This is a genomic window from Bacillus sp. MMSF_3353 (genome assembly GCF_030733445.1).
GTDB classification, from domain to species: Bacteria; Bacillota; Bacilli; order Bacillales; family Bacillaceae_G; genus Bacillus_A; species Bacillus_A wiedmannii.
Genome location: NZ_JASHJA010000027.1, coordinates 20,423 through 42,045, shown reverse-complemented (window position 1 = coordinate 42,045; position 21,623 = coordinate 20,423). Strand labels below are relative to the sequence as shown.

General features: G+C 36.6%; 17 protein-coding genes and 2 tRNA genes. All 19 read right to left on the bottom strand.

Annotation, left to right across the window (positions count from 1 at the left end):
- Position 1: 1 nt before the first annotated feature.
- Complete coding sequence (gene pabB, locus RBB48_RS26820) at positions 2 to 1,399, bottom strand: aminodeoxychorismate synthase component I (protein ID WP_098082708.1); 1,398 nt, start codon at positions 1,397 to 1,399, stop codon at positions 2 to 4.
- A 219-nt stretch (positions 1,400 to 1,618) separates the two neighbouring features.
- The gene (gene cysK / locus RBB48_RS26815) at positions 1,619 to 2,542 is read right to left on the bottom strand and encodes a cysteine synthase A (RefSeq protein ID WP_306008379.1); all 924 of its coding nucleotides are present in this window, start codon (positions 2,540 to 2,542) and stop codon (positions 1,619 to 1,621) included.
- A gap of 113 nt (positions 2,543 to 2,655) precedes the next feature.
- Positions 2,656 to 3,534, bottom strand: coding sequence for a redox-regulated molecular chaperone HslO (gene hslO / locus RBB48_RS26810; protein ID WP_098204274.1), 879 nt, complete (start codon positions 3,532 to 3,534; stop codon positions 2,656 to 2,658).
- Between the two features lie 6 nt (positions 3,535 to 3,540).
- Positions 3,541 to 4,329 (bottom strand): type III pantothenate kinase, encoded by a 789-nt coding sequence (locus tag RBB48_RS26805; protein ID WP_306008378.1) that lies wholly within the window; start codon positions 4,327 to 4,329, stop codon positions 3,541 to 3,543.
- A gap of 224 nt (positions 4,330 to 4,553) precedes the next feature.
- Entirely contained in the window at positions 4,554 to 6,455 is a 1,902-nt protein-coding gene (gene ftsH / locus RBB48_RS26800; protein ID WP_001079657.1) for an ATP-dependent zinc metalloprotease FtsH, read from the bottom strand.
- 85 nt (positions 6,456 to 6,540) lie between these two features.
- Complete coding sequence (hpt, locus tag RBB48_RS26795; protein WP_000981845.1) at positions 6,541 to 7,083, bottom strand: hypoxanthine phosphoribosyltransferase; 543 nt, start codon at positions 7,081 to 7,083, stop codon at positions 6,541 to 6,543.
- Positions 7,080 to 8,510: a tRNA lysidine(34) synthetase TilS gene (tilS, locus tag RBB48_RS26790; protein WP_000655443.1), complete on the bottom strand. Its 1,431-nt coding sequence runs from the start codon at positions 8,508 to 8,510 to the stop codon at positions 7,080 to 7,082. Before tilS ends, hpt begins: the two co-directional genes overlap by 4 nt.
- A gap of 233 nt (positions 8,511 to 8,743) precedes the next feature.
- Positions 8,744 to 11,215: a stage II sporulation protein E gene (spoIIE, locus tag RBB48_RS26785; protein WP_306008377.1), complete on the bottom strand. Its 2,472-nt coding sequence runs from the start codon at positions 11,213 to 11,215 to the stop codon at positions 8,744 to 8,746.
- A gap of 260 nt (positions 11,216 to 11,475) precedes the next feature.
- A tRNA-Glu gene (locus RBB48_RS26780) sits at positions 11,476 to 11,547 on the bottom strand.
- 13 nt (positions 11,548 to 11,560) lie between these two features.
- Positions 11,561 to 11,634 (bottom strand) — tRNA-Met (locus RBB48_RS26775).
- A 160-nt stretch (positions 11,635 to 11,794) separates the two neighbouring features.
- Positions 11,795 to 12,283 (bottom strand): S1 domain-containing RNA-binding protein, encoded by a 489-nt coding sequence (locus RBB48_RS26770; RefSeq protein WP_000021454.1) that lies wholly within the window; start codon positions 12,281 to 12,283, stop codon positions 11,795 to 11,797.
- Between the two features lie 87 nt (positions 12,284 to 12,370).
- Entirely contained in the window at positions 12,371 to 12,730 is a 360-nt protein-coding gene (gene divIC, locus RBB48_RS26765; protein WP_001208737.1) for a cell division protein DivIC, read from the bottom strand.
- Positions 12,727 to 13,380, bottom strand: coding sequence for a spore cortex biosynthesis protein YabQ (gene yabQ, locus RBB48_RS26760; RefSeq protein ID WP_000059764.1), 654 nt, complete (start codon positions 13,378 to 13,380; stop codon positions 12,727 to 12,729). The genes divIC and yabQ overlap by 4 nt, the downstream gene beginning before the upstream one ends.
- Positions 13,377 to 13,685 (bottom strand): sporulation protein YabP, encoded by a 309-nt coding sequence (gene yabP / locus RBB48_RS26755; protein ID WP_000368630.1) that lies wholly within the window; start codon positions 13,683 to 13,685, stop codon positions 13,377 to 13,379. The genes yabQ and yabP overlap by 4 nt, the downstream gene beginning before the upstream one ends.
- Positions 13,686 to 13,743: 58 nt before the next feature.
- Positions 13,744 to 14,019, bottom strand: coding sequence for an RNA-binding S4 domain-containing protein (locus RBB48_RS26750; protein ID WP_001234876.1), 276 nt, complete (start codon positions 14,017 to 14,019; stop codon positions 13,744 to 13,746).
- Between the two features lie 14 nt (positions 14,020 to 14,033).
- A complete protein-coding gene (yabN, locus tag RBB48_RS26745; protein WP_000014264.1) occupies positions 14,034 to 15,494 on the bottom strand; it encodes a bifunctional methyltransferase/pyrophosphohydrolase YabN in 1,461 nt (486 codons plus the stop codon).
- Between the two features lie 12 nt (positions 15,495 to 15,506).
- Positions 15,507 to 17,108, bottom strand: coding sequence for a putative polysaccharide biosynthesis protein (locus RBB48_RS26740; RefSeq protein ID WP_088061463.1), 1,602 nt, complete (start codon positions 17,106 to 17,108; stop codon positions 15,507 to 15,509).
- A 232-nt stretch (positions 17,109 to 17,340) separates the two neighbouring features.
- Positions 17,341 to 17,877: a stage V sporulation protein T gene (spoVT, locus tag RBB48_RS26735; RefSeq protein WP_088061461.1), complete on the bottom strand. Its 537-nt coding sequence runs from the start codon at positions 17,875 to 17,877 to the stop codon at positions 17,341 to 17,343.
- A 136-nt stretch (positions 17,878 to 18,013) separates the two neighbouring features.
- A complete protein-coding gene (gene mfd, locus RBB48_RS26730) occupies positions 18,014 to 21,544 on the bottom strand; it encodes a transcription-repair coupling factor (RefSeq protein ID WP_000579706.1) in 3,531 nt (1,176 codons plus the stop codon).
- Between the last annotated feature and the right edge of the window lie 79 nt (positions 21,545 to 21,623).

The window sequence follows — 21,623 nt, the reverse complement described above, 5'->3', positions numbered from 1 at the left end:
CTCACCTAACCGTTTCTTCGCTACGTTCTTTTGCACGCCATAAAGCAATCGCCTTTTTTAACGACTCTTTATATTCATTTTCCGGATTCGAATCAATTACAATTCCCGCTCCTGCTTGTACATGCGCTTTTCCATCTTTAGCAAGCAGTGTTCTAATTACAATATTCAATTCTGTATCTCCAGAATAACCGATCCACCCGATTGAACCTGTGTAAATCCCTCGGCGAACAGGTTCTAATTCTTCAATAATTTCCATCGTACGTATTTTCGGGGCACCAGTAATTGTTCCCCCAGGGAATACAGCCTTCACTAAATCAAAAGCATCTTTATCTTCTTCCACCTCACCACGCACATTAGAAACAATATGCATAACATGTGAGTATTTCTCAATTACCATAAATTCATCTACTTCTACAGTGCCATATTTACAAACACGCCCTAAATCATTTCGTTCTAAATCCACAAGCATGACGTGCTCTGCTCTTTCTTTTTCGTTCTCAATTAACTCTTTTGCTAATTCTTCATCCTCTTGCTCATTCGCCCCTCTAGATCTCGTTCCAGCAATCGGTCTTGTACTTACTTCGGTTCCCTCTTTCTTAATTAGCAACTCTGGCGATCCACTAACAATTTGAAAATCCCCGAGCTCCAAGTAACCCATATATGGAGATGGATTAATCTCACGAAGACTTGTATAGATTTCTAGTGGGTGTGTTTGTAACGTTCTTTCTTGCCTTGTCGACAAGTTTACTTGGAACACATCACCAGCCCCAATATATTCTTGAATACATTCAACTGCCTTCATAAAACTTTCTTCTGTAAAAGCAACTGTTTCACTTTTCTCTTCAGGGCATGCAAAAGGTATATTCACTTCTGTCGCTTCTGTCGCCCAAAGAATCTTCCATTCATTTAATCGCTCTTTTGCCTCTTCATGCTTATCTACATAATGTGTAATAATCCATAATACTTTTTCTTTTTGATCATAAACAAACACATCATCAAATAATAAAAAGAATATATCAGGTATATTAATGTCATCCTCCGCATGGGAAGGGAGTTTTTCAATATAACGGATGCAATCATAACTAAAGTAACCAATTGCACCACCTTGAAATGGAGGGTATTCCGGATTATAGTCCGTTTTCCATCGCTCCATATATTCCTGCATTAAATCTAATGGGTTTCCTTGTTTTATTGTTTCCTTACCACTTTCGCTTATATGTAACGTTTCACCCTTCCCTCGGATTACCGCTACTGGGTTCAACCCCACAATGTTATAACGACCGCCACGTCCACTCTCTAACAAAATATGTTGCGGTTTATCCTTAGAAAGAAATTTATACTGCTTAAAGAAATCTAACTGATATGGAATAGAAAGCGCTAAAGATTTTCTTCGTTGCATATCAACACCCCGTCTTCTTTTATCCCACCCTCTTAGATTAACCACCTCAAACTACATTCGTTATATATATAAAGTGGTTATACTCGAAGGCTAGTGAAAATAAATTAATTATACTACCTCTTATTTTACATGAAGTTTTCTAGTCATTCACTCTTTTCCTATTTCCAATCCAAAAAGAAAAAGCATCCTTTTCAAGGATGCTTTTTCAATCACATATAATTAAGACTCAAATTGATAAAGCGGTGTACTTAAATAACGTTCACCGTTACTTGGGATAATAACAAGTACCTTTTTCCCTTTACCTAACTTTTTCGCAATTTCTGTTGCTGCATAAATAACTGCTCCAGAAGAGATACCCACTAAAATACCTTCCTCTTTAGCCGCTCTTCTTGCATATTCAAATGCTTGCTCTGCTTTTACTTGAATAATTTCATCATATACCTCTACATCCAATGTCTCTGGGATGAATCCCGCACCGATTCCTTGGATTTTATGTGGACCCGGTTTCCCACCAGATAGTACTGGTGAATCCGCAGGTTCTACTGCATAAATTTTAATATCTTTATACGCTTCCTTCAACACTTCACCAGCACCAGTAATCGTTCCACCTGTACCAATACCTGCAATAAACGCATCTAATTGGTCACCCATTTGTTCAACAATTTCTGGCCCTGTTGTTAAACGATGAATTTCTGGATTCGATTGGTTTTTGAACTGTTGTGGTATAAAGTAGCCATGCTCTTTTGCTAATTCAGTCGCTTGACGAATCGCTCCACCCATTCCTTCAGGCCCTGGAGTCAATACTAATTCCGCACCGTAAGCACGTAATAAATTACGACGCTCAATACTCATTGTTTCTGGCATTACTAAAATTGCCTTATATCCTTTAGCGGCCGCTACCATCGCTAAACCAATTCCTGTGTTACCACTTGTTGGCTCAATGATTGTATCGCCTTCTTTTAATAATCCTTTTTTTTCAGCATCTTCAATCATAGCTAATGCAATACGATCTTTAACACTGCTCCCTGGATTCATAAATTCTAATTTTAAGTATATATCTGCGCTGTTTGATTCTACGATGCGGTTCAACTTAACGATCGGCGTTTTCCCGATTAATTCTGAAACTGATTGTGCCACTCGCATTCCTGTCACTCCTAACACCGAGTATTTTTATTGGTTTTATCTATATTTAGATTTTGTCAGAAAATTCCCTGTTTGTCAATCTATTTAGAGGGTGGATTCCCTCACTTCCCTTATTACAAACTCTCAATTAAATTTGTAATATCTTCTTTAGAGAACTTGTATCGCTCATTACAGAAATGACAATGAACTTCTGTCTCTTCTTCTTCTTCTTCGCGAATTTGCTCTAACTCTGTTTTACCTAAACTAATTAACACACTCTCAATACGTTCGCGTGAGCATGTGCAATTAAATTGAACATCCATCGTTTCTAACACTTTCACTTTATCTTCTCCAAGAACTGCATACAGTAACTCTTCTGGAGAAAGCCCTTGTTCAATTAACGTTGATACAGGAGGAATCTTCTGCAAACGATCTTCAATGAATGAAATTGTTTCTTCCTGTGCACCTGGCATAATTTGAAGGATAAATCCACCTGCCGCTAATACGCTGTCATCTCCATTTACAAGAACGCCAACTCCTACAGAAGAAGGTGTTTGCTCAGAAACTGCAAAATAATACGTGAAGTCTTCCCCTAATTCTCCTGAAACAATTGGAGATTGACCAATAAACGGCTCACGCATACCAATATCTTTAATTACTGTTACAAATCCCTCAGTACCTACCGCTTGATATACACGTAATTTCCCTTGTTCCGTTCCTTCAAAATCAACATGTGGATTCGTTACATAACCACGTACATCCCCATTTGCATGAGCATCTACTAAGATAGGACCAATCGGACCATTACCTTCTACCTTAATCGTTAACTTTTGGTCACCTTTTAACATCGCGCCCATCATTGTACCTGCAGTTAAAGAACGACCAAGTGCCGCCGAAGCTGTTCTCCATGTATCATGACGTCTTTGCGCCTCACTTACTGTGTTTGTAGTACGCACACTATATGCACGCACTTCTCCATCAAATGCTAACGCTTTTACTAAATAATCTTTCATACTCATTTATTCACCTTTCTCATGCTGTAAATTTGTATTACGCTCGTATAACATATACAAACCTTTTAATGTTAAAAATGGATCTACAACGTCAATTACATTCGATTCTTCTGAAATTAATTTCGCCAATCCACCTGTTGCAATAACTTTCGGTTCTTGTTTAGCTTCCTCTTTCATACGCTTAACAATACCTTCCACTTGTCCAACATAACCATAAAGAATACCAGATTGCATTGCACTTACCGTATTCTTTCCAACAACACTGCTTGGTTTTGTAATTTCAATACGAGGAAGTTTTGCCGCTCTACTATATAAAGCCTCTGCTGAAATCATAATTCCCGGCGTAATAACTCCACCCATATAATGCTTTTCTTCGTTAATATAACAATATGTAGTAGCCGTACCGAAATCGACAATAATAAGCGGACTTCCATACAAGTGGATTCCTGCTACCGCATTTACAATTCGGTCCGCGCCTACTTCACGTGGATTTTCATATTTAATATTTAGCCCCGTTTTTATTCCAGGACCTACTACAAGCGGTTTAATTTTAAAATACTTTTCACACATGCGCTCTAATGCAAACATAATTGGTGGTACGACTGAAGACACGATAATACCTTTCACATCTTCAAACGAAAGACCTTCATGCTCAAGCAACTGCTTTACAAGCATTCCATATTCATCTTCTGTCTTATGACGATCTGTTTCCATGCGCCAATGTTGACGAAGTTCCCCCTCTTCAAACACGCCTAGCACAGCATTTGTGTTCCCTACATCCAATACAAAAATCATATTCTCACCACTTATCTTATTTAATCTATATTTGTGCAGTATGTATAAAACTTATAAAAACATCATATCACACATACTTATATAATCAGCTTTTCTATCCTCATCATTTTACAAAAAGATTACGCTCTATTTCAATTTTTAATACCAGATTTACTTAAATTTTTTTCTACTTCATTTCGTTCCACAAATAAAAAAAGGAGTGACCATCGTCACTCCTTCATCTCTTACTTATCTTCTGATTCTTCATCGTCCTTCTTCATATTGATGTTTACTTTCACATCATCTGAAGATGTTGGACGCTCTGGCAATCTGCCGTAATCATATAAATGATTGATTTGCTCTGCATCTAACGTTTCTACTTCAAGTAACGTTTTCGCAATAATATCTAGCTTATCACGTTTTTCAGTAAGAATTTGTTTCGCGCGAGCATAACATTCTTTTATAATAGTTTGCATTTCCACATCGATTTCATGTGCAATTGCATCACTGTAGTTTTGTTCTGAATGGAAGTCTCTTCCTAAGAACACTTGACCACCTTGTGAGCTACCGAATTGCATCGGTCCAAGCTTATCACTCATACCGAATTCCGTAACCATACGTCTTGCAATACCAGTCGCACGTTGGAAGTCGTTGTGAGCACCTGTACTTGCTTCACCAAACACAATCTCTTCAGCTACTCGACCACCAAGTAAACCAGTGATTTTATCAAGTAACTCTGGTTTTGTCATGAAGTAACGATCTTCTTTCGGAAGCATTACTGCATATCCACCAGCTTGACCACGAGGGACAATTGTTACTTTATGAACGATATCTGCTTCATCAAGGACAACACCAATTACAGTATGGCCAGCTTCATGGAATGCAACGATATTACGTTCTTTTTCAGAGATAACACGACTTTTCTTAGCTGGACCTGCAATAACACGATCCGTTGCTTCATCAATGTCACTCATATCAATTTTCTTCTTATCTTGACGCGCAGCCACTAAAGCAGCTTCGTTTAATAAGTTTTCAAGATCCGCACCAGAGAACCCTGGTGTACGAGTTGCAATTGCTCTTAAGTTTATATGATCATCAAGCGGTTTATTACGAGCATGTACTTTCAGCACAGCTTCACGGCCATTTACATCTGGACGATCTACTGTAATTTGACGGTCAAAACGACCTGGACGTAATAACGCTGGATCAAGAATATCAGGACGGTTTGTTGCAGCGATGATAATAATACCTTCGTTTGCACCGAATCCATCCATTTCAACAAGTAATTGGTTCAACGTTTGCTCACGCTCATCATGGCCACCACCAAGACCTGCGCCACGTTGACGTCCTACCGCATCAATTTCATCAATGAAAATGATACAAGGAGCATTTTTCTTTGCATTTTCGAATAAATCACGTACACGTGATGCACCGACACCGACGAACATCTCTACGAAATCAGAACCACTGATAGAGAAGAATGGAACGCCTGCCTCACCTGCAACGGCACGTGCTAGTAAAGTTTTACCTGTACCTGGAGGTCCTACTAATAGAACACCCTTCGGAATACGGGCACCAACTTCAGCGAACTTACGAGGATCTTTCAAGAATTCAACTACCTCAACAAGCTCTTGTTTCTCTTCATCCGCTCCAGCAACATCTCTGAAACGAACTTTTTTCTTTTCGTCATTATATAACTTCGCCTTACTTTTCCCGAAGTTCATAACACGGCTACCGCCGCCCTGAGCCTGGTTTAATAAGAAGAAGAATAAAATGAAGATAATGACGAACGGAATGATAGAAGTAAAGAACGTTACCCAAGCACTTGTTTCTTCTGCTGGTTGATACTTAACTTCAGCACCTTGCGCTTTGTCATTAATTTTCTTTTGTAATTCCTCAGTATTTGGTGCATAAGTAACAAATTGTTCTCCTTGGCTAGAGTTGTTAAATTGTCCTTTTACCTCAAATACACCATTTTTCGGTTGAAGTTGCACATTACGCACTTCACCTTTTTCTAGTTTAGTAATGAATTTATCGTAGCTAACTGATGTCGTTTTTTGTGTCGAACCATTAAAATAGCTCACGATTCCAATTACTACTAGGAATATCAGTAAATAAAAGATGGTATTACGGAAGATACGATTCATTCCTAACCTCCTCTCACGGCATAAACACTATAGTAAATCGTAACATAGAAAAACTTTCCTATACAATTGTGACGCCTGCATTTAATTAATTTGAGTAAACACTCGGTTTTAATACTCCTACATAAGGAAGATTACGGTACTGCTCTTTATAATCTAATCCATACCCTACAACAAATTCATGTGGAACAGTAAACCCAACATAATCCGCTTTCAAATCTACCTTACGGCCTGTCGGCTTATCTAATAACGTAACAATTTTTACAGACTTCGCTTTACGATATTTGAATAGGTCTACTAAGTAACTTAGCGTAAGACCGCTATCAATAATATCTTCAACGATTAAAATATCGCGACCCTCTACAGAAGTATCAAGGTCTTTTAAAATTTTCACTTCGCCTGTTGAAACAGTAGAGTGACCGTAACTAGATACAGCCATAAAATCCATTTCAAGATATGTATCTGTTCTCTTTAATAAATCTGCCATGAATGGCATTGCGCCCTTTAATACACCAATCGCAAGAGGTATTGTGTTTTTATAATCCTCTGCAATAACCGCACCTAATTCGCGCACCTTTTCTTGTATTTGTTCTTCAGAAATTAATACTTTTTCGATATCTTGATTCATCATTTCATTATCCTCCCGGAAGACTCCTTGCTTTTGTAGTGAATAATCATATATTTATCCTTCTTTGCCGCCTCTTTCGAGATAGCAAATGCAGATCGCTTCAACAAGGGTACCCAAATAATATTCCCACTTGCATCACAAACGACCGGCCATTCTTCTCTTTTTTCTCTTGGTACTTTTGCTTCGATAAAAATAGTTTTTATCTTTTTTGTGCCATTCATACCTTGTATTGACATGCGATCTCCATTTTCTCTAGAACGAATACGAAGTGGATATGATATATCATTATACTTAGCAACAAATACTGTTTCATTCATGTTACTTGGTATGTCTTCGCTCACCTCTGTTACAAGCTTATCCCCGTTCGATAGCGTAATTGTCCCGGGCACTGATAAATCTTGTAAAAAAGGAGAAACAATTTCTTGTTTAAATCCAAAGCTGCACTCCTCGTATGCGCGAACAATTTTTAAATCACCTGGGAAATCAAGTGAACCCGAAGGTTGTGTCCGCTTAAAAAACTCGATCACTTTGTCAATATGTATAGAGGAAAGAGAAGATGGAATCTTATATTCATAAAGATAGTTTAATATTAGTTGAATCCCTCTTCTTTGTAAAGGCATAGACATGGATTCAAAGGCAGGAATTGATAAGCTAATTTGTTTATCACTTTTTTTTGTAATTACTTTATTCATTTTCTCAAAAGCTAATTCCTGCAAATACGCCTCATCCTCTTGCATCTGCATGCTAAATTTTTGGAATTTCTCATGCACTTGTGAATTTTCTTCTTTCAAATGAGGAAGAACATATTTGCGTAATCGATTCCTTGTATATACTTCCTTTTTATTACTTGGATCTATACGGGGAATTATTTTTAGCTTATTACAGTAATCAACAATCTCTTCCTTCGTTACTCCAAGTAACGGCCTAATTAAATATCCATTATGAAAAGGACGCTTCACTGCAATTCCTGCATATCCTTTCGGAGTACTCCCTCGTACAAGGCGCATTAAAATCGTCTCTACTTGATCATCACCATGATGTCCAAGAGCTACATATCTCGCATCATATTTCTTCATTATTCTTTCCAAAAATGCATATCTGCATTCTCTAGCAGCAACCTGTGCATTCATTCCGTGTTGCTGTTGATATTGCGACACATTAATCCTAATCGTTTCGCAAATAACTCCCAGCCCTTTACAAAGGTCCTGCACAAACTGTAGGTCCTCATGAGATTCATCACCTCTAAACATATGGTCCACATGTGCCACTACAATTTCGAACTGTTTTGCTGCTCTTTTTTCTAACAAATAATATAGAAGAGCCAAAGAGTCAGGACCACCAGAAACCCCTACAACAATTGTTGAACGTTCCTTTAATACATCATGCTGCTTTACAAAGTCATCTACCTTTTCAACAAATGTATCTTTCAACTTCGTAATCACCTTTCATTAAACAAGAACAGCAACGTTAGTTACCTTGTTTATAATGGTACAACTTTTACAAACATTGTGCAAAAAAAAGATATACAAAAATTACATTTTTATCTTACATCATCCGTACATATTCACAAAAGTAATAACATTATCTTTTAAAGTAAAAAAACCTAGGCATCCACCTAGGTTTTTAGAAAGAAACAGTGATAAAGAAACATCACACTTAAAATTTATTGTGCCTGCATTCCTACAATTGGAATCGTAGCCCACTTCGGCATATTTTTCTTCACTTTCGCCACAACGATAGTCATATCATCATTTATATAACCATCACAAGAGCGAATCACCTCTTCCATAATGATATCAGCAATTTCTTGCGGATCTTCGGTTTGTAATTCTTTAATTTTTCGTTTCATCCATAGTTCATGATTTTCTACATGTTGCGCTCCCTCGAAAATCCCATCGCTCATCATAATAAGAATATCGCCCGTTTTTAATTGTTCACCTACTACATCAACTTCAACATCCTCAATAATGCCCATCGGCAAATTACTTGCCTCAATTTTCAAAATATTATTCGCGCGTTTAACAAAACTCGGCGTCGATCCAATCTTTAAAAATTTCGCACTCGCATCCCGCAAATCCACCATAGCTAAATCTAACGTCGTAAACATCTCTTCTGTTGTTCTTAAAGAAAGAATAGAATTGATAGATTTAATCGCTATTTCCTCATCAATGCCTGATTGAAGTATTTTTTGTAATAATTTTACCGTTTCTTTACTCTCCATATGAGCTCTTTGCCCATTTCCCATACCATCACTAATTGCAAGCGCATATTTACCAACACTTAAATCCATCATCGCATAAGAGTCACCAGAAACAAACCCACCACCTTTTGCAGCTGTGGCCAACCCAGTATCAAGAGAATACGTTTTTGCCGAACCAAATGATATTAAGCTGTGGCCGTTCGGATAAGAAGATTTTTCTTCATGTTTAACAACAATATTTTCCTTTAGAATGTCAGAAAGCATCGGCGCAACTAACTTTTCACATTCTCCATGTTCATTAGATGCAACTGGAATCAACATTTCAATATCAATACTTCCTCTATCTAAACAATATATATCAACATGCTCTACTTCTACGCCAAAATCACGAAACGCTTGCATAATCTGTTCTTCCTGCACTTGATGATTTTCTCGTTCTCTTTGGATCTCCTTAGCAAAATCCTCCATAACTTTTGATACACCTAATAGTTGCTCCGCTACTATTCTACGGTTTTCTTTCATTTGTTTTCGTAATTTTTGTCCTTCATAGAAGTGATCTAATTCACCCGCTACTAAATCCGTCACTTTCTTCCCTCTCACACAATGCTTGTCCCATTCACGAACTAACTTCCGATTATGCTGCAACGTCCCCTCTTCCGTTTCACTCATTATTTGTTTCATATAATCGTACGTTTTGTCGAAATTAACTACCCAGCATTGGTCCTTTTTAAAGCATGTTTGACATGTTTTTGCAGTAATTGTACTTAAGAACAAATCCGCTTCTGTCTCTTTATCTTCCTCCTCCACATATCCATATACAGAAAAGCTATTAGATAAAGCAGCAAATACATTGGCAAATTGATTAATTTTATTCGCTGTAACATCACGCATCCTTCTTAAATACTGTTGTTGATCTTGCGAATGTTCCTGTGTGCCTGGCATGAATTTAGCAATACGATCCATAACAAGTTTCGGTGTTAATAAGAAGAACATAATCGCCACACCAGATTCAATTAAAGTTGTCACAATGTTTGTTTGCTTGTCTACATATAGCGTAATCAAGCTCGTCCCAATTAATAAACCTAAACTAACACCTAAACGCTTCCCTTCTTTTAACAAACCACCAAGCAACCCAGAAAAAGCAAGTAGACTAAGTTGAGACAAACTGGAGACATTGGCTAAACTTAATATTAATCCAGTGACGACCCCCACTGTAGATCCTGTAGCAGCCCCCGCAATAAATGCAAACACGAGCACTAAATACCTAGTAAAAATATGTTGAATAGAAGCGTCATATACAAACCAATCTGTTGTACCTGTTAAAACAGATGCTAGTAATATAATTAAACAAACAATTTCTTCTGTCTCTAGCGCTTGTTGTTTACCTTTTCGTTCTACTAAAAGCGGAACACTTTGTAAAAATATCATAGTTAATACGAAGCTAAGCCCTGCCTCAATCGTACTAACGAGTAAATCGTACATGGTGACAGTTTGTTGCGCGAAATATACGACAACTAAATGTGCGGTTAATGCGGAGATAAATACTTGGAATGGAACAAGTCCAACAGTTTTACGTGTAAACCGACTAAAGAAGATATTATAAATGAAGAAAGTAAAAATAGATGCAAAGGTAAAGAATAAATTATCTATCGAAACTGAAAGTGCGCCCCCCATAAGAGCCAAGAACGCGAGCGGCATTTTATCCCGCTTCATAACATAAACAGCAGCAAAAAACGGCAGTGCAAACGGTAAAATGTTTGTTAATATATATGCTCGTCCCAAAAGAAAACCAATAACAACAATAATAAATCCCCATCTAAAGAAAACCTGTTCAAACTTCATTTGCAACTTACTCGTCCACTTTACTGCTCCAAGCTGACTCTCATTCATTGCCAATGCACTTGTATTCATAGTATTCCTTCCTGCTTTAGGCATATTTTTAACACCACCTGCATAGTTTAATTACTGTCATTATAAAAGATGATTATTGGGATTTTTGTCAAAACAACAGTTTTCACTTTTATAATCGTTCGACTTTTTATTCGAAATAACTCTACATATATACACGGTATGTAATTTATTCTCACTATTTTAATTGAACATTCAGAAAATATAGGGTGATTTTGTAGAAGTGTTGTATGTCTTAATTTATTTAACAAAAAAAGATCATGCAAATTTGCATGATCTTTTTAGGATGACCCGTACGGGATTCGAACCCGTGTTACCGCCGTGAAAGGGCGGTGTCTTAACCACTTGACCAACGGGCCGTTAAATTAAATATAGCGGCGGAGGGGATCGAACCCCCGACCTCACGGGTATGAACCGTACGCTCTAGCCAGCTGAGCTACACCGCCATGTCGTCTTATTTAACGGACAATTAGTATCTTACCTCAGATATATTTTAAAGTCAACACATCTTGAAAACTTTTTTAAAAATATATTTTCACATATAAAAAAGCACCCCGAGCAATCGCCCTGGGTACCTCTCTATATGCTAAGAATTAAACGTTCTTATTATCCGCGACGTGCGCCACGGCCACCACGTTTAGATTCTGTGTTACGCTTTAAAGAAGTTAAACGATCTTCACTGTCCTTTAAGAAACGTGCCATCTTTTGCTCGAATGTTTCTTTTGGAGCTCGTTCGTTACCGCCGCCACGGTTATCTCTGTTGAAAGAACGATTACGTTGTGGACGTCCAGAACGTTGTTGATCGCCACCGCCACCGCGTTGGTATTCACCACGTGGACGATCTCCTTCTGTTTTTTCACGCTCTTTCGCTTTTTTAATAGATAGACCGATCTTACCATCTTTTTCAACGTTAATAACTTTTACTTCTACTTGGTCGCCCACTTTTAAGTGATCGTTAATATCTTTCACATAATTATCAGCAACTTCACTAATATGAACAAGACCCGTTAAGCCTTCTGGCAGCTCCACAAAAGCCCCAAAATTTGTAATACCTGTTACTTTACCCTGTAACTTGCTGCCTACCTCGATTGACATAAAAAAAATGCTCCTCCTTAGTGGTTAAAAAGTCAAATTTTACTTTATTATATATAATCCTAAAATATAGTGTCAATAAGACATACTCTACTTAGAAACAGGAAAAATTATCTCCCCTTTTCCAGAGAAGAAATAATCCCTTCTAGCAATCTTTAATACGTACTCTTCATCATTTAACTTTTGAACTTCGTCTTTTAGACTCTTTTCTTTATTCGTTAATGAATCCAGTTCTTTTTTCATGTCCTTAACTTTTGCTTCTTTTGCTCTAATGGAACTGTTTTGTTGATAAAACGTTACACTAATACTCGCAATAATTGTAAAAGCAAAGACAAGAAAAACCGCTAAACGGCGATAAAGTCGCTTCCTGTTCTCATCCGTTTGTATTATATGCTCTTTAACAGGATTTGGACTCTGTTTTTCGATTGTTCTTTGTCTCAGTTCCCTCATTTCCGAGGTCCCCCTAACTTCTTTTTTATACGCCCCCATAATTGGAAGATGTGTCCCTTCAATTTTGCTATATATTGCAGGAACCCTACATGTTTCATTATAAAAAGTTTAACACGATTAGGGAGAAGTTTCCATATGAGCGAAGCAATAAATCGAACAGGCCAGAAAAAAACTTTCCATATGAAAAGTAATATCCAAATCACCATTTTCCATAACACATGTCCAATTGAAAGCAGTATACGAAATAAGAATAATATAAATGCAATAAATAGCTGCGCTATAATAATAACAGGTTTTATCATGAGTAGCTTTATAATTTGAACAAAAAAGTGTGTTGTTTGCATAAAAATATAGATGAGAAAATTTAACAGTCTCATGTATATTGCTTTCAATAAGCTTTGATATGCCGCAAAACCACATAATAATGCCAAAAATACATATATACGTAGTTCAGCTTCATTTACAAGAAGCAGTACATAAAAAACGAATAATGCTTGGACAATCCAAAATAGTATATCATGAATAAATACAAGCCAACGTTTACGTTCTTGCCGCTTTAAAAATCGTTGGTATGTATCTAAAGACGCTCCAATCCAAGCACCCATTCCGATCATTGAGAGCATCGTATACAACTGAATTGTTAGGCTCATTTAAACAACTTACTAAAGAATCCTTTAGTTTTCTCCCCTTGATTCTCATCAATATACAGCATCTCATGAACTTTCCCTTTAATCGATACAACACCTTTTTCTACATCTAAATTTTTCATTTGCAAATTTTGACCACGAATTGTTAAAAAACCCATTACGGTCTCAAGTAAAAACTCCTCGCTATCAAAACTCTCTACCTGCTTTACACCGGTAATATCAATTACACGCCTGCCACGCATAATAATATCATGCTCTACCGAAACATTTTGTTGATTAGAAGACATAGGTGAGTAACCATTATCCACGTAAATCCCCCCATAGATTTATACTAGCTAATAGTAATGTATGAAGGGATAATTGATTTTAGAACAAGCCTTCTTCAGCCTTTACTTTTTCTTCGCGAACTAAACTATACATATTTGCTGCATCTTCTTTTTTAGTCGTTTCTTTCAATTCGTTTATTTTTACAGTTACTATTTTTTGACCAAAACGAATTGTTAATTCATCAGCTACTTTTACATCTGAACTCGCTTTTGCCACTTGACCATTAATTGATATTCTTCCTTGATCAGCTACTTCTTTCGCTAATGTTCTTCTTTTAATTAAACGTGATACTTTCAAAAACTTATCTAGACGCATATCAAATCCCCCTATTAACGCTCTGTTTGTTTTGCCTCTTCCCATAAAACGTCTAACTGCTCTAATGATAAATCTTGCATCTCTTTATTCATTTCAGCTACCTTTGCTTCCATGTATAAGAAACGACCGACGAATTTCTCATTCGTTGAACGTAACGCCTCTTCGGGATCTATTTTATAATGACGAGCTATATTCACAAACGCAAATAGTAAATCGCCAAATTCACCTAACATTTTCGCCTCATCCATATTTGTAACTTCTTGTTGGAACTCTTGCCATTCTTCTAAGGCTTTCTCTATCATCGGTTGTACATCAACCCAATCGAAACCAACTTTGCCAGCTTTTTTCTGGATTTCATAGGCGCGTAGTAACTGTGGCAAACTTTTTGGAACCCCATTTAAAACAGATTCTTTCACGAATCCTTTTTCTTGTTTTTTAATTTCTTCCCAATTGGCAATTACTTCATCGGCATTATTTACATCCGTATTCCCAAATACATGCGGGTGGCGGCGAACCATTTTCTCAGATAAAGTTCGAATAATATCATCTATAGAGAACCAACCTTCATCCTCCCCGATTTGAGCATGCAACATAACTTGTAATAATATATCACCCAGTTCTTCTACTAAGTGATCATCATCCTCTTCATCAATTGCTTCCAACACTTCATAAGCTTCCTCAATTAAATACTTCTTTAAAGATTGATGTGTTTGCTTTTTATCCCACGGACAACCATTCGGTCCACGAAGGTCTGCAATAATTTCTCTAAGCACATCAAACTGTTGATACAAGGACGCACGTTCTTTAACTGGTGGTACATATACACTCGTTAAATTATTCAACTCTGTTTCATGATCTAACATGTACAACGGCACCTTTTTAACTTGTTCAAATGAAGTCCCTGCAGCTGTTACGATATACACTTCATAATCATCTGATAGCATCTCCATTAATGTTAATTTCACATCAGATGCAACGAATGCGTCATATACTTGGCAAAAGATTAAATGTTGACGTAATTCTAATTGTCCTCTTTCAAATGATGTGGCGTCAATTAATTGGAATCCTTCAATCGGATCAATCTTTAGACTCGCAAACATAGGATCAAGGAAACTTTGTCCACCTTCAATGCGCACTTCAACATTCGCTACTTCACCTTTTTCCAACAGTAGCTGAACCGTTCTTTCCGCTACAAGCGGATGCCCTGGCACGGCATAGATGATTTCTGTGCCTTCAGCTTGTTCTAACAATGTATTGGCGATTGTTTCATATACAATTTCAAATGTATCATGCGCTTCATATACACTGTCAAAGGCTGTATATTGTATACCTTCTTTCTCCAACTCTTCTATAACGGGATGTTCCTTCGTTCTAACAAACATGTGATCTGCTTCTTTTATTTTTCGATATACACCCATCGTTAACTGATCTAACTCACCAGCACCTAATCCTAAAATAGTAATGATTCCACTCACAACCTGCCACCTCTATCCACTCTTCTTCAATGAACCTTCTTTTTTCTCTTTTTTCATAACGGTTCCTATTTCCGCTTTTGTAAATACACGTAATTTTAAAATTAAAAACACATATGTTAATCCACCGATAGCTACACCTAACAATGCCTCAAGTGTTGCAATTCCTCTATGCCTTGTATCAATTACTAATCCAGACATTTGCATCAAACGTATAAATATTATTAATACAAACCCCATACCGATACCACTAATAACTACACCTAACATATTACGCTTATCGATAAGCGGTTCGGATACAGCTTGCATAAGTAATGCACTATTTAGCACAGAAATTACAATTAACGCAACTAGTGTTGCAATTGCAGCTCCCTTCACACCAAAATACGGCATTAATGTATAATTTAAAGCTAACTTTAAACAACCCCCAAATATAACGAATATTGCTGGTTTTAATGTTTGTCCTAACCCTTGCAAAATAGAAGCAGTTGTAATCGACAATGAACTAAATAAAATAGATAAAGATAAAATGGATAAAACATCTGACCCATCACTATTTTCAAACAACATAATATTCGTAGGCTGAATAATACAAGTTAATCCAATGGCAGCTGCAAATCCAATAACAAATGTTATTTTCATTGCTAACTTTACCTTTTCTCGAATAAAGGAAAGATCTCCTCTTTCCTTCGCCGCTGTAATAATTGGAATAAGTGACAATGAGAAAGAAGTTGTCACGACAGTACCTAATTGCATAAGCGGGATACTTCTGTCGTAAACACCTTTTAATACCTTTGCACTTTCAGCTTGCTCTCCTGCCCCAATAAGTAAGGAATAGAAGGAAATGGAATCAGCCATTTGTATAAAAATAAGTACTAAGTTACTAACACAAATCGCCAATCCCTGCCAAAACAGAATTTTAATGATCCTCTTTTTTCCCTTAATTCTCTTTACACTCTTGAAAAATATAGAACGAAAGTCATGACGCATATAAAGTACAAGTACGATAATCCCAATTAGTCCGCCTGCGATTGAACCTAACATAGCACCTGCACCGACTGTATATAAATCAAATCCGCGAGCAATTAGGAATAGAGATAAAAATACAATAATAGAAACACGAATTGTTTGTTCTATCACTTGCGAAACAGCTGTTGGCATCATATTATTGAACCCCTGAAAATATCCTCTTGCTACAGATAAAAACGGCATCAATATGAATGAAAATGAAATAACACGTAATAACTTATCTAAGTGTATATCACCCATGGCTGCTGCAATTGTTTCGGCACCAAAAAACAATGTAAAAAAGCCTACGAAACCAATTCCTAATAAAAACCAAAAAGATACACAGATAATTTCTTCTGCTTCTTGTTGTTTCCCTCGCTCTAATCGTTCCGCAACCATTTTTGAAATTATAATGGGGAACCCATAAGTAGCTAAAATTAAACAAAATCCATAAAACGGATAAATTTGTTGGTAAATATAAAAACCAATATCACCCGCTATATTTTGATATGGAATACGGTAAAAAGCGCTTAATACCTTTGTAACAAAACTTGCGATTGTTAATATAATAGCCCCACGCCAAAAGGCTTGATACTTCTTCGATTCCATACAAGAAAACTCCTTTTTCTATTCTCACCCCTCGTATTATATCATAAAGAAAAGGACAAGCTTCCTTGCCTACACGAGTAATAATACGTTCGTGCAACGCTAGAAATGTTCAACGAAAAAAGGTAGCAAAGCGCTACCTTCATTCAATATACATATATCTCCAAATATTTGATTTCTCAAAAAGAAATATCATAATTAGGAAAGATTGCTACTTCTAAAATTCGATATAGCCTTACTGCTCCATTTGTTTCGCTAAAAAGCTTGCAGCTGTATTTACTGACTTATGCTCTACTTCACTTATAATATCCTCTTTAGAGAAGATAACAACAGCTCCAATTGGATCCCCATTCGCAACAATCGGGCCAATTGTATAGGAACTCACTTTTTCCGTTACTCCATCAATAATTGAAATTTCGCTTTCATCTGTCATAATTACAGACTTACGCTCTTCCATTGTCTTCTCAATTAAATCGCCAACACTTTTATTTAAGTATTCTTTTTTAGATACGCCTGCTACTGCGATAACAGAATCACGATCGCATACAAGCACATTATGTCCTAAGCTATCGTATAAAGCTTCCGTATATTCCTTTGCAAAATTACCTAGTTCACTAATTGGAGAATATTTTTTCAAAATCACTTCTCCATCGCGATCAACAAATATTTCTAGTGGGTCTCCTTCTCGAATACGTAAAGTTCTACGAATTTCCTTCGGGATTACTACCCTACCTAAATCATCAATTCGACGTACGATTCCAGTTGCTTTCATTCTAATGCTGCCTCACTTTCTACTGATGATCAAAGTGGTGAATTTACCTGTTCATGTAAAAATCACCAACTGTTAGACATAGTATTTTACACATTAGTTCTTCTATGCACGCCGAATTGTATTTTTTTATCTTATATTAGGCATTTATGACTTCTTTTTTTACATCTGGTAGGCCTTTTAATAAATTTTCAGCAATTGTTAACCACTTCGATGTCTCTAAACCATTTGTTTTCATAACGATTTTCAATTGCGATCCTTCCATTCCTAGACCAATCATACGTCCAAAACTATTTCCAAGCATGAATAATTTTCCGCCATCAATATTTTGACTTGCTTGTTCTGAGAACAGAATTGTCACTTCAAATTTATTTTGCTTAATTAACTCAATTTGTTCTTTCATTGCCAATACTTTAATATTTGCAATTTGCAATAAGTAACCAACTTCTTGCGGGTAATCACCAAATCTATCTATCATCTCTTCCTGCAACTCTTCAATATCCTCAATTGCAGAAACACCTCTAAACTGTTTATACATCATAATCTTTTGTTTACTATCTGAAATATAAGCATCTGGTAAATATGCATCTACTTCTAAATCAATTTCAACATTAACTGTATTTTCAACCCCATCTGTTCCTCTACGCTGTTCAATTGCATCTTTTAACATTTGAGAATATAGATCAAATCCGACAGAATCAATAAATCCATGCTGTTCGGCTCCTAACAAGTTACCTGCACCACGAATGGATAAGTCTCTCATCGCAATTTTGAAACCTGACCCAAGCTCTGTGAACTCTTTAATGGCTTGCAGACGCTTCTCTGCAACTTCTGATAACACTTTATCTCGTTTGTATGCAAAGTATGCATATGCAACACGATTAGAACGTCCAACACGACCACGAAGCTGATACAGCTGCGATAATCCCATACGATCTGCATCAAATACAATTAACGTATTTACATTCGGAATATCTACACCCGTCTCAATAATTGTTGTACTTACAAGAACATCATGCTGCCCTTCTAAAAACGATAGCATAACAGACTCTAATTCACCCTCGTTCATTTTCCCATGTGCATACGTTACACGCGCGTCTGGAACTAACATCGAAATTTCATCTGCTTTTCTTTCGATATCCTCCACACGATTATATAGGAAGTAAATTTGCCCACCTCTTGCAAGCTCTCGTTCTATCGCTTCTCGCATTAACGCTGGATTATACTCTACTACATACGTTTGGACTGGGAAACGATTTTCTGGTGGTGTCTCAATAACAGATAAGTCACGCACACCAAGCATAGACATATGGAGTGTACGCGGAATCGGAGTTGCCGTTAATGTTAACACGTCAACATTTGCTTTTAATTGTTTAATTTTTTCTTTATGCGTTACACCAAACCTTTGTTCTTCATCAATAATAAGAAGACCTAAATCTTTATAAGTAACGTCTTTAGATAAAATACGATGCGTTCCGATTACGATATCTACCGTACCATCTTTTAAGCCTTTAATTGTTTCATTTTGCTGTTTTCTCGTACGGAATCTACTTAATAATCCTATATTGATTGGATAATCTTGAAAACGCTCTCGAATTGTTTCATAGTGTTGTTGTGCAAGGATCGTTGTCGGCACTAAAATTGCAACTTGTTTTTCATCCATAATTGCCTTAAATGCCGCACGGATAGCTACTTCCGTCTTTCCATATCCTACATCACCACAAAGAAGCCTATCCATCGGACGTCCACGTTCCATATCTTTCTTAATCTCGTCAATAGAACGTAATTGATCCTCTGTCTCTTGATATGGGAAAGAAGATTCAAATTCTTGTTGTTCTGCCGTATCTGGTGTATATGCATAACCTTTTGAAGCTTCGCGCTCAGCATATAGTTTAATTAGGTCATCCGCAATGTCTTGTACAGATTTTTCAACTTTCGTTTTGACCTTTTTCCAATCATTTCCGCCCAATTTATAAACTTTAGGATCCTTACCTTCAGATCCTACATATTTCTGCACTTGGTCAATTTGTTCAATTGGAACGTATAACTTATCATTACCTTGATATTTAATATTCAAGTAATCTTTATGAACACCATTAATCTCTAGTGTCTCGATACCTAAGAATTTACCTATACCATGATTTACATGAACTACATAATCTCCAACTTTTAATTCCGAATAACTTTTAATACGTTCAGCATTAGATAACTTCTGCTTACGTTGTGATTTTTTAACTTTTTTATGAAAAAGCTCTTTTTCAGTAATAACAACAAGCTTTTGCATCGGCATTTCAAATCCTGCATGTAAATCACCTACAGCAATTTGCAACCTTCCAGGCAATAATATATCTGTGCCCTCTACGATATCTGCCTCAATATCATAATCACTTAAAATATGTTGTAGTTTTTTTACACGTTCATCATCTGTGCCGAGCACAACAGTCGTAAAATGCCCTTCGTTCCATCTATCAATTTCAGTTTTCAACAACTGCATCTGCCCATGGAAATCTTGCATTGTTTTACATGTCACATTCACAATATTTTGCGGATGTGTATGTGCTATATGACGTAAGAATAACGTTAAATATACAAAACTTCTTTTTTTATGATGAAGAAATTCCTCAAACGAGTGTGAGAAAGATAAATCTTGAATAATTGTTCCCTCACCAAGAAGTGATATATACCATTCCGCCTCTTCCGTTTCAAGATGTGATGCCGTTTCTTGAATACGAGAAATCTCATCCAAAACCACAATACCATCTTCAGGTAAATAATCTATCAGACTAGCAGGTTCTTTATAGAAAATAGATAAATATTTAAACATCTGTTCTATACTTTGCCCGTTTTTTAACATCTCAATTTCATGACTTACCGTTTCAAGCACTGTAGTCTTCAATTTATCATCGGAAAGTTTTTGCATCGTCTTAGTCAAGCCTTCCTCAAGATGCTCAATTCCCGACTTCAATTCTTCCTGTGAAAATAAAAACTCTGTTGCTGGACCAAATCTAACACTTTCTTTTTTATCTTGAGAGCGCTGTTCATCCACATCAAATAATCGAATAGAATCAACTTCTGTATCGAAAAATTCAATACGAAATGGTAACTCTTCAGTTAATGGGTAAATATCTAATATTCCCCCGCGCAAACTGAATTCCCCAGGAGCTTCTACCATCGACTTACGCTCATAACCAATATGATGTAAAGTATGCAAGAATGTATCTAAATCAATCTCTTGCCCTAGATTGATTTCGATTTGCCTTTGCTTCCACAACTCTTTCATTGGTAAAAATCTGCGTAGTCCTGCAACTGGCGCTACAATAATCCCGTTCTCTCCTGCCGCTAAACGATTCAATACTTCAATACGTTGCGCCTTCAATTCTGGGCTTGCAACACCAATTTCTGATGCTATCAATTCATTTACTGGGTATAACCACACATCTTTTTCACCAAGTAACGCCACTAAATCTTCATGCACTTTTTGTGCTTGATATAAATTATGCGTCACAATAAGTTGTGATTTTTTTGTTTTTTTATATAAGGCCGCCATTAATAACGAACGAGAAGAGGTTGCCATACCTGATACAAGTTGTTCTTTTAAACCATCTTCTAGTCCATTAATAACCGATTGGATCTCTTCATTTTTATAAAATTGCTCTAATAAACCTATCATTTTCAAAACCCCTCTCAACATAAAGAGCAAGCCACTATATTTTATGCAAATATTTTGGAAAAAGAAAACAGAAAAATGC

Bases quoted from the DNA above. Each gene is read 5' to 3' on its own strand.
- ftsH (WP_001079657.1), bottom strand. From the start codon at position 6,455: ATGAATCGTATCTTCCGTAATACCATCTTTTATTTACTGATATTCCTA.
- spoIIE (WP_306008377.1), bottom strand. From the start codon at position 11,215: ATGCCTAAAGCAGGAAGGAATACTATGAATACAAGTGCATTGGCAATG.
- yabQ (WP_000059764.1), bottom strand. From the start codon at position 13,380: ATGAGCCTAACAATTCAGTTGTATACGATGCTCTCAATGATCGGAATG.
- RBB48_RS26750 (WP_001234876.1), bottom strand. From the start codon at position 14,019: ATGCGTCTAGATAAGTTTTTGAAAGTATCACGTTTAATTAAAAGAAGA.
- RBB48_RS26805 (WP_306008378.1), bottom strand. From the start codon at position 4,329: ATGATTTTTGTATTGGATGTAGGGAACACAAATGCTGTGCTAGGCGTG.
- hslO (WP_098204274.1), bottom strand. From the start codon at position 3,534: ATGAAAGATTATTTAGTAAAAGCGTTAGCATTTGATGGAGAAGTGCGT.
- spoVT (WP_088061461.1), bottom strand. From the start codon at position 17,877: ATGAAAGCAACTGGAATCGTACGTCGAATTGATGATTTAGGTAGGGTA.
- pabB (WP_098082708.1), bottom strand. From the start codon at position 1,399: ATGCAACGAAGAAAATCTTTAGCGCTTTCTATTCCATATCAGTTAGAT.
- cysK (WP_306008379.1), bottom strand. From the start codon at position 2,542: ATGCGAGTGGCACAATCAGTTTCAGAATTAATCGGGAAAACGCCGATC.
- mfd (WP_000579706.1), bottom strand. From the start codon at position 21,544: ATGATAGGTTTATTAGAGCAATTTTATAAAAATGAAGAGATCCAATCG.
- RBB48_RS26770 (WP_000021454.1), bottom strand. From the start codon at position 12,283: ATGTCAATCGAGGTAGGCAGCAAGTTACAGGGTAAAGTAACAGGTATT.
- RBB48_RS26740 (WP_088061463.1), bottom strand. From the start codon at position 17,108: ATGGAATCGAAGAAGTATCAAGCCTTTTGGCGTGGGGCTATTATATTA.
- divIC (WP_001208737.1), bottom strand. From the start codon at position 12,730: ATGAGGGAACTGAGACAAAGAACAATCGAAAAACAGAGTCCAAATCCT.
- hpt (WP_000981845.1), bottom strand. From the start codon at position 7,083: ATGATGAATCAAGATATCGAAAAAGTATTAATTTCTGAAGAACAAATA.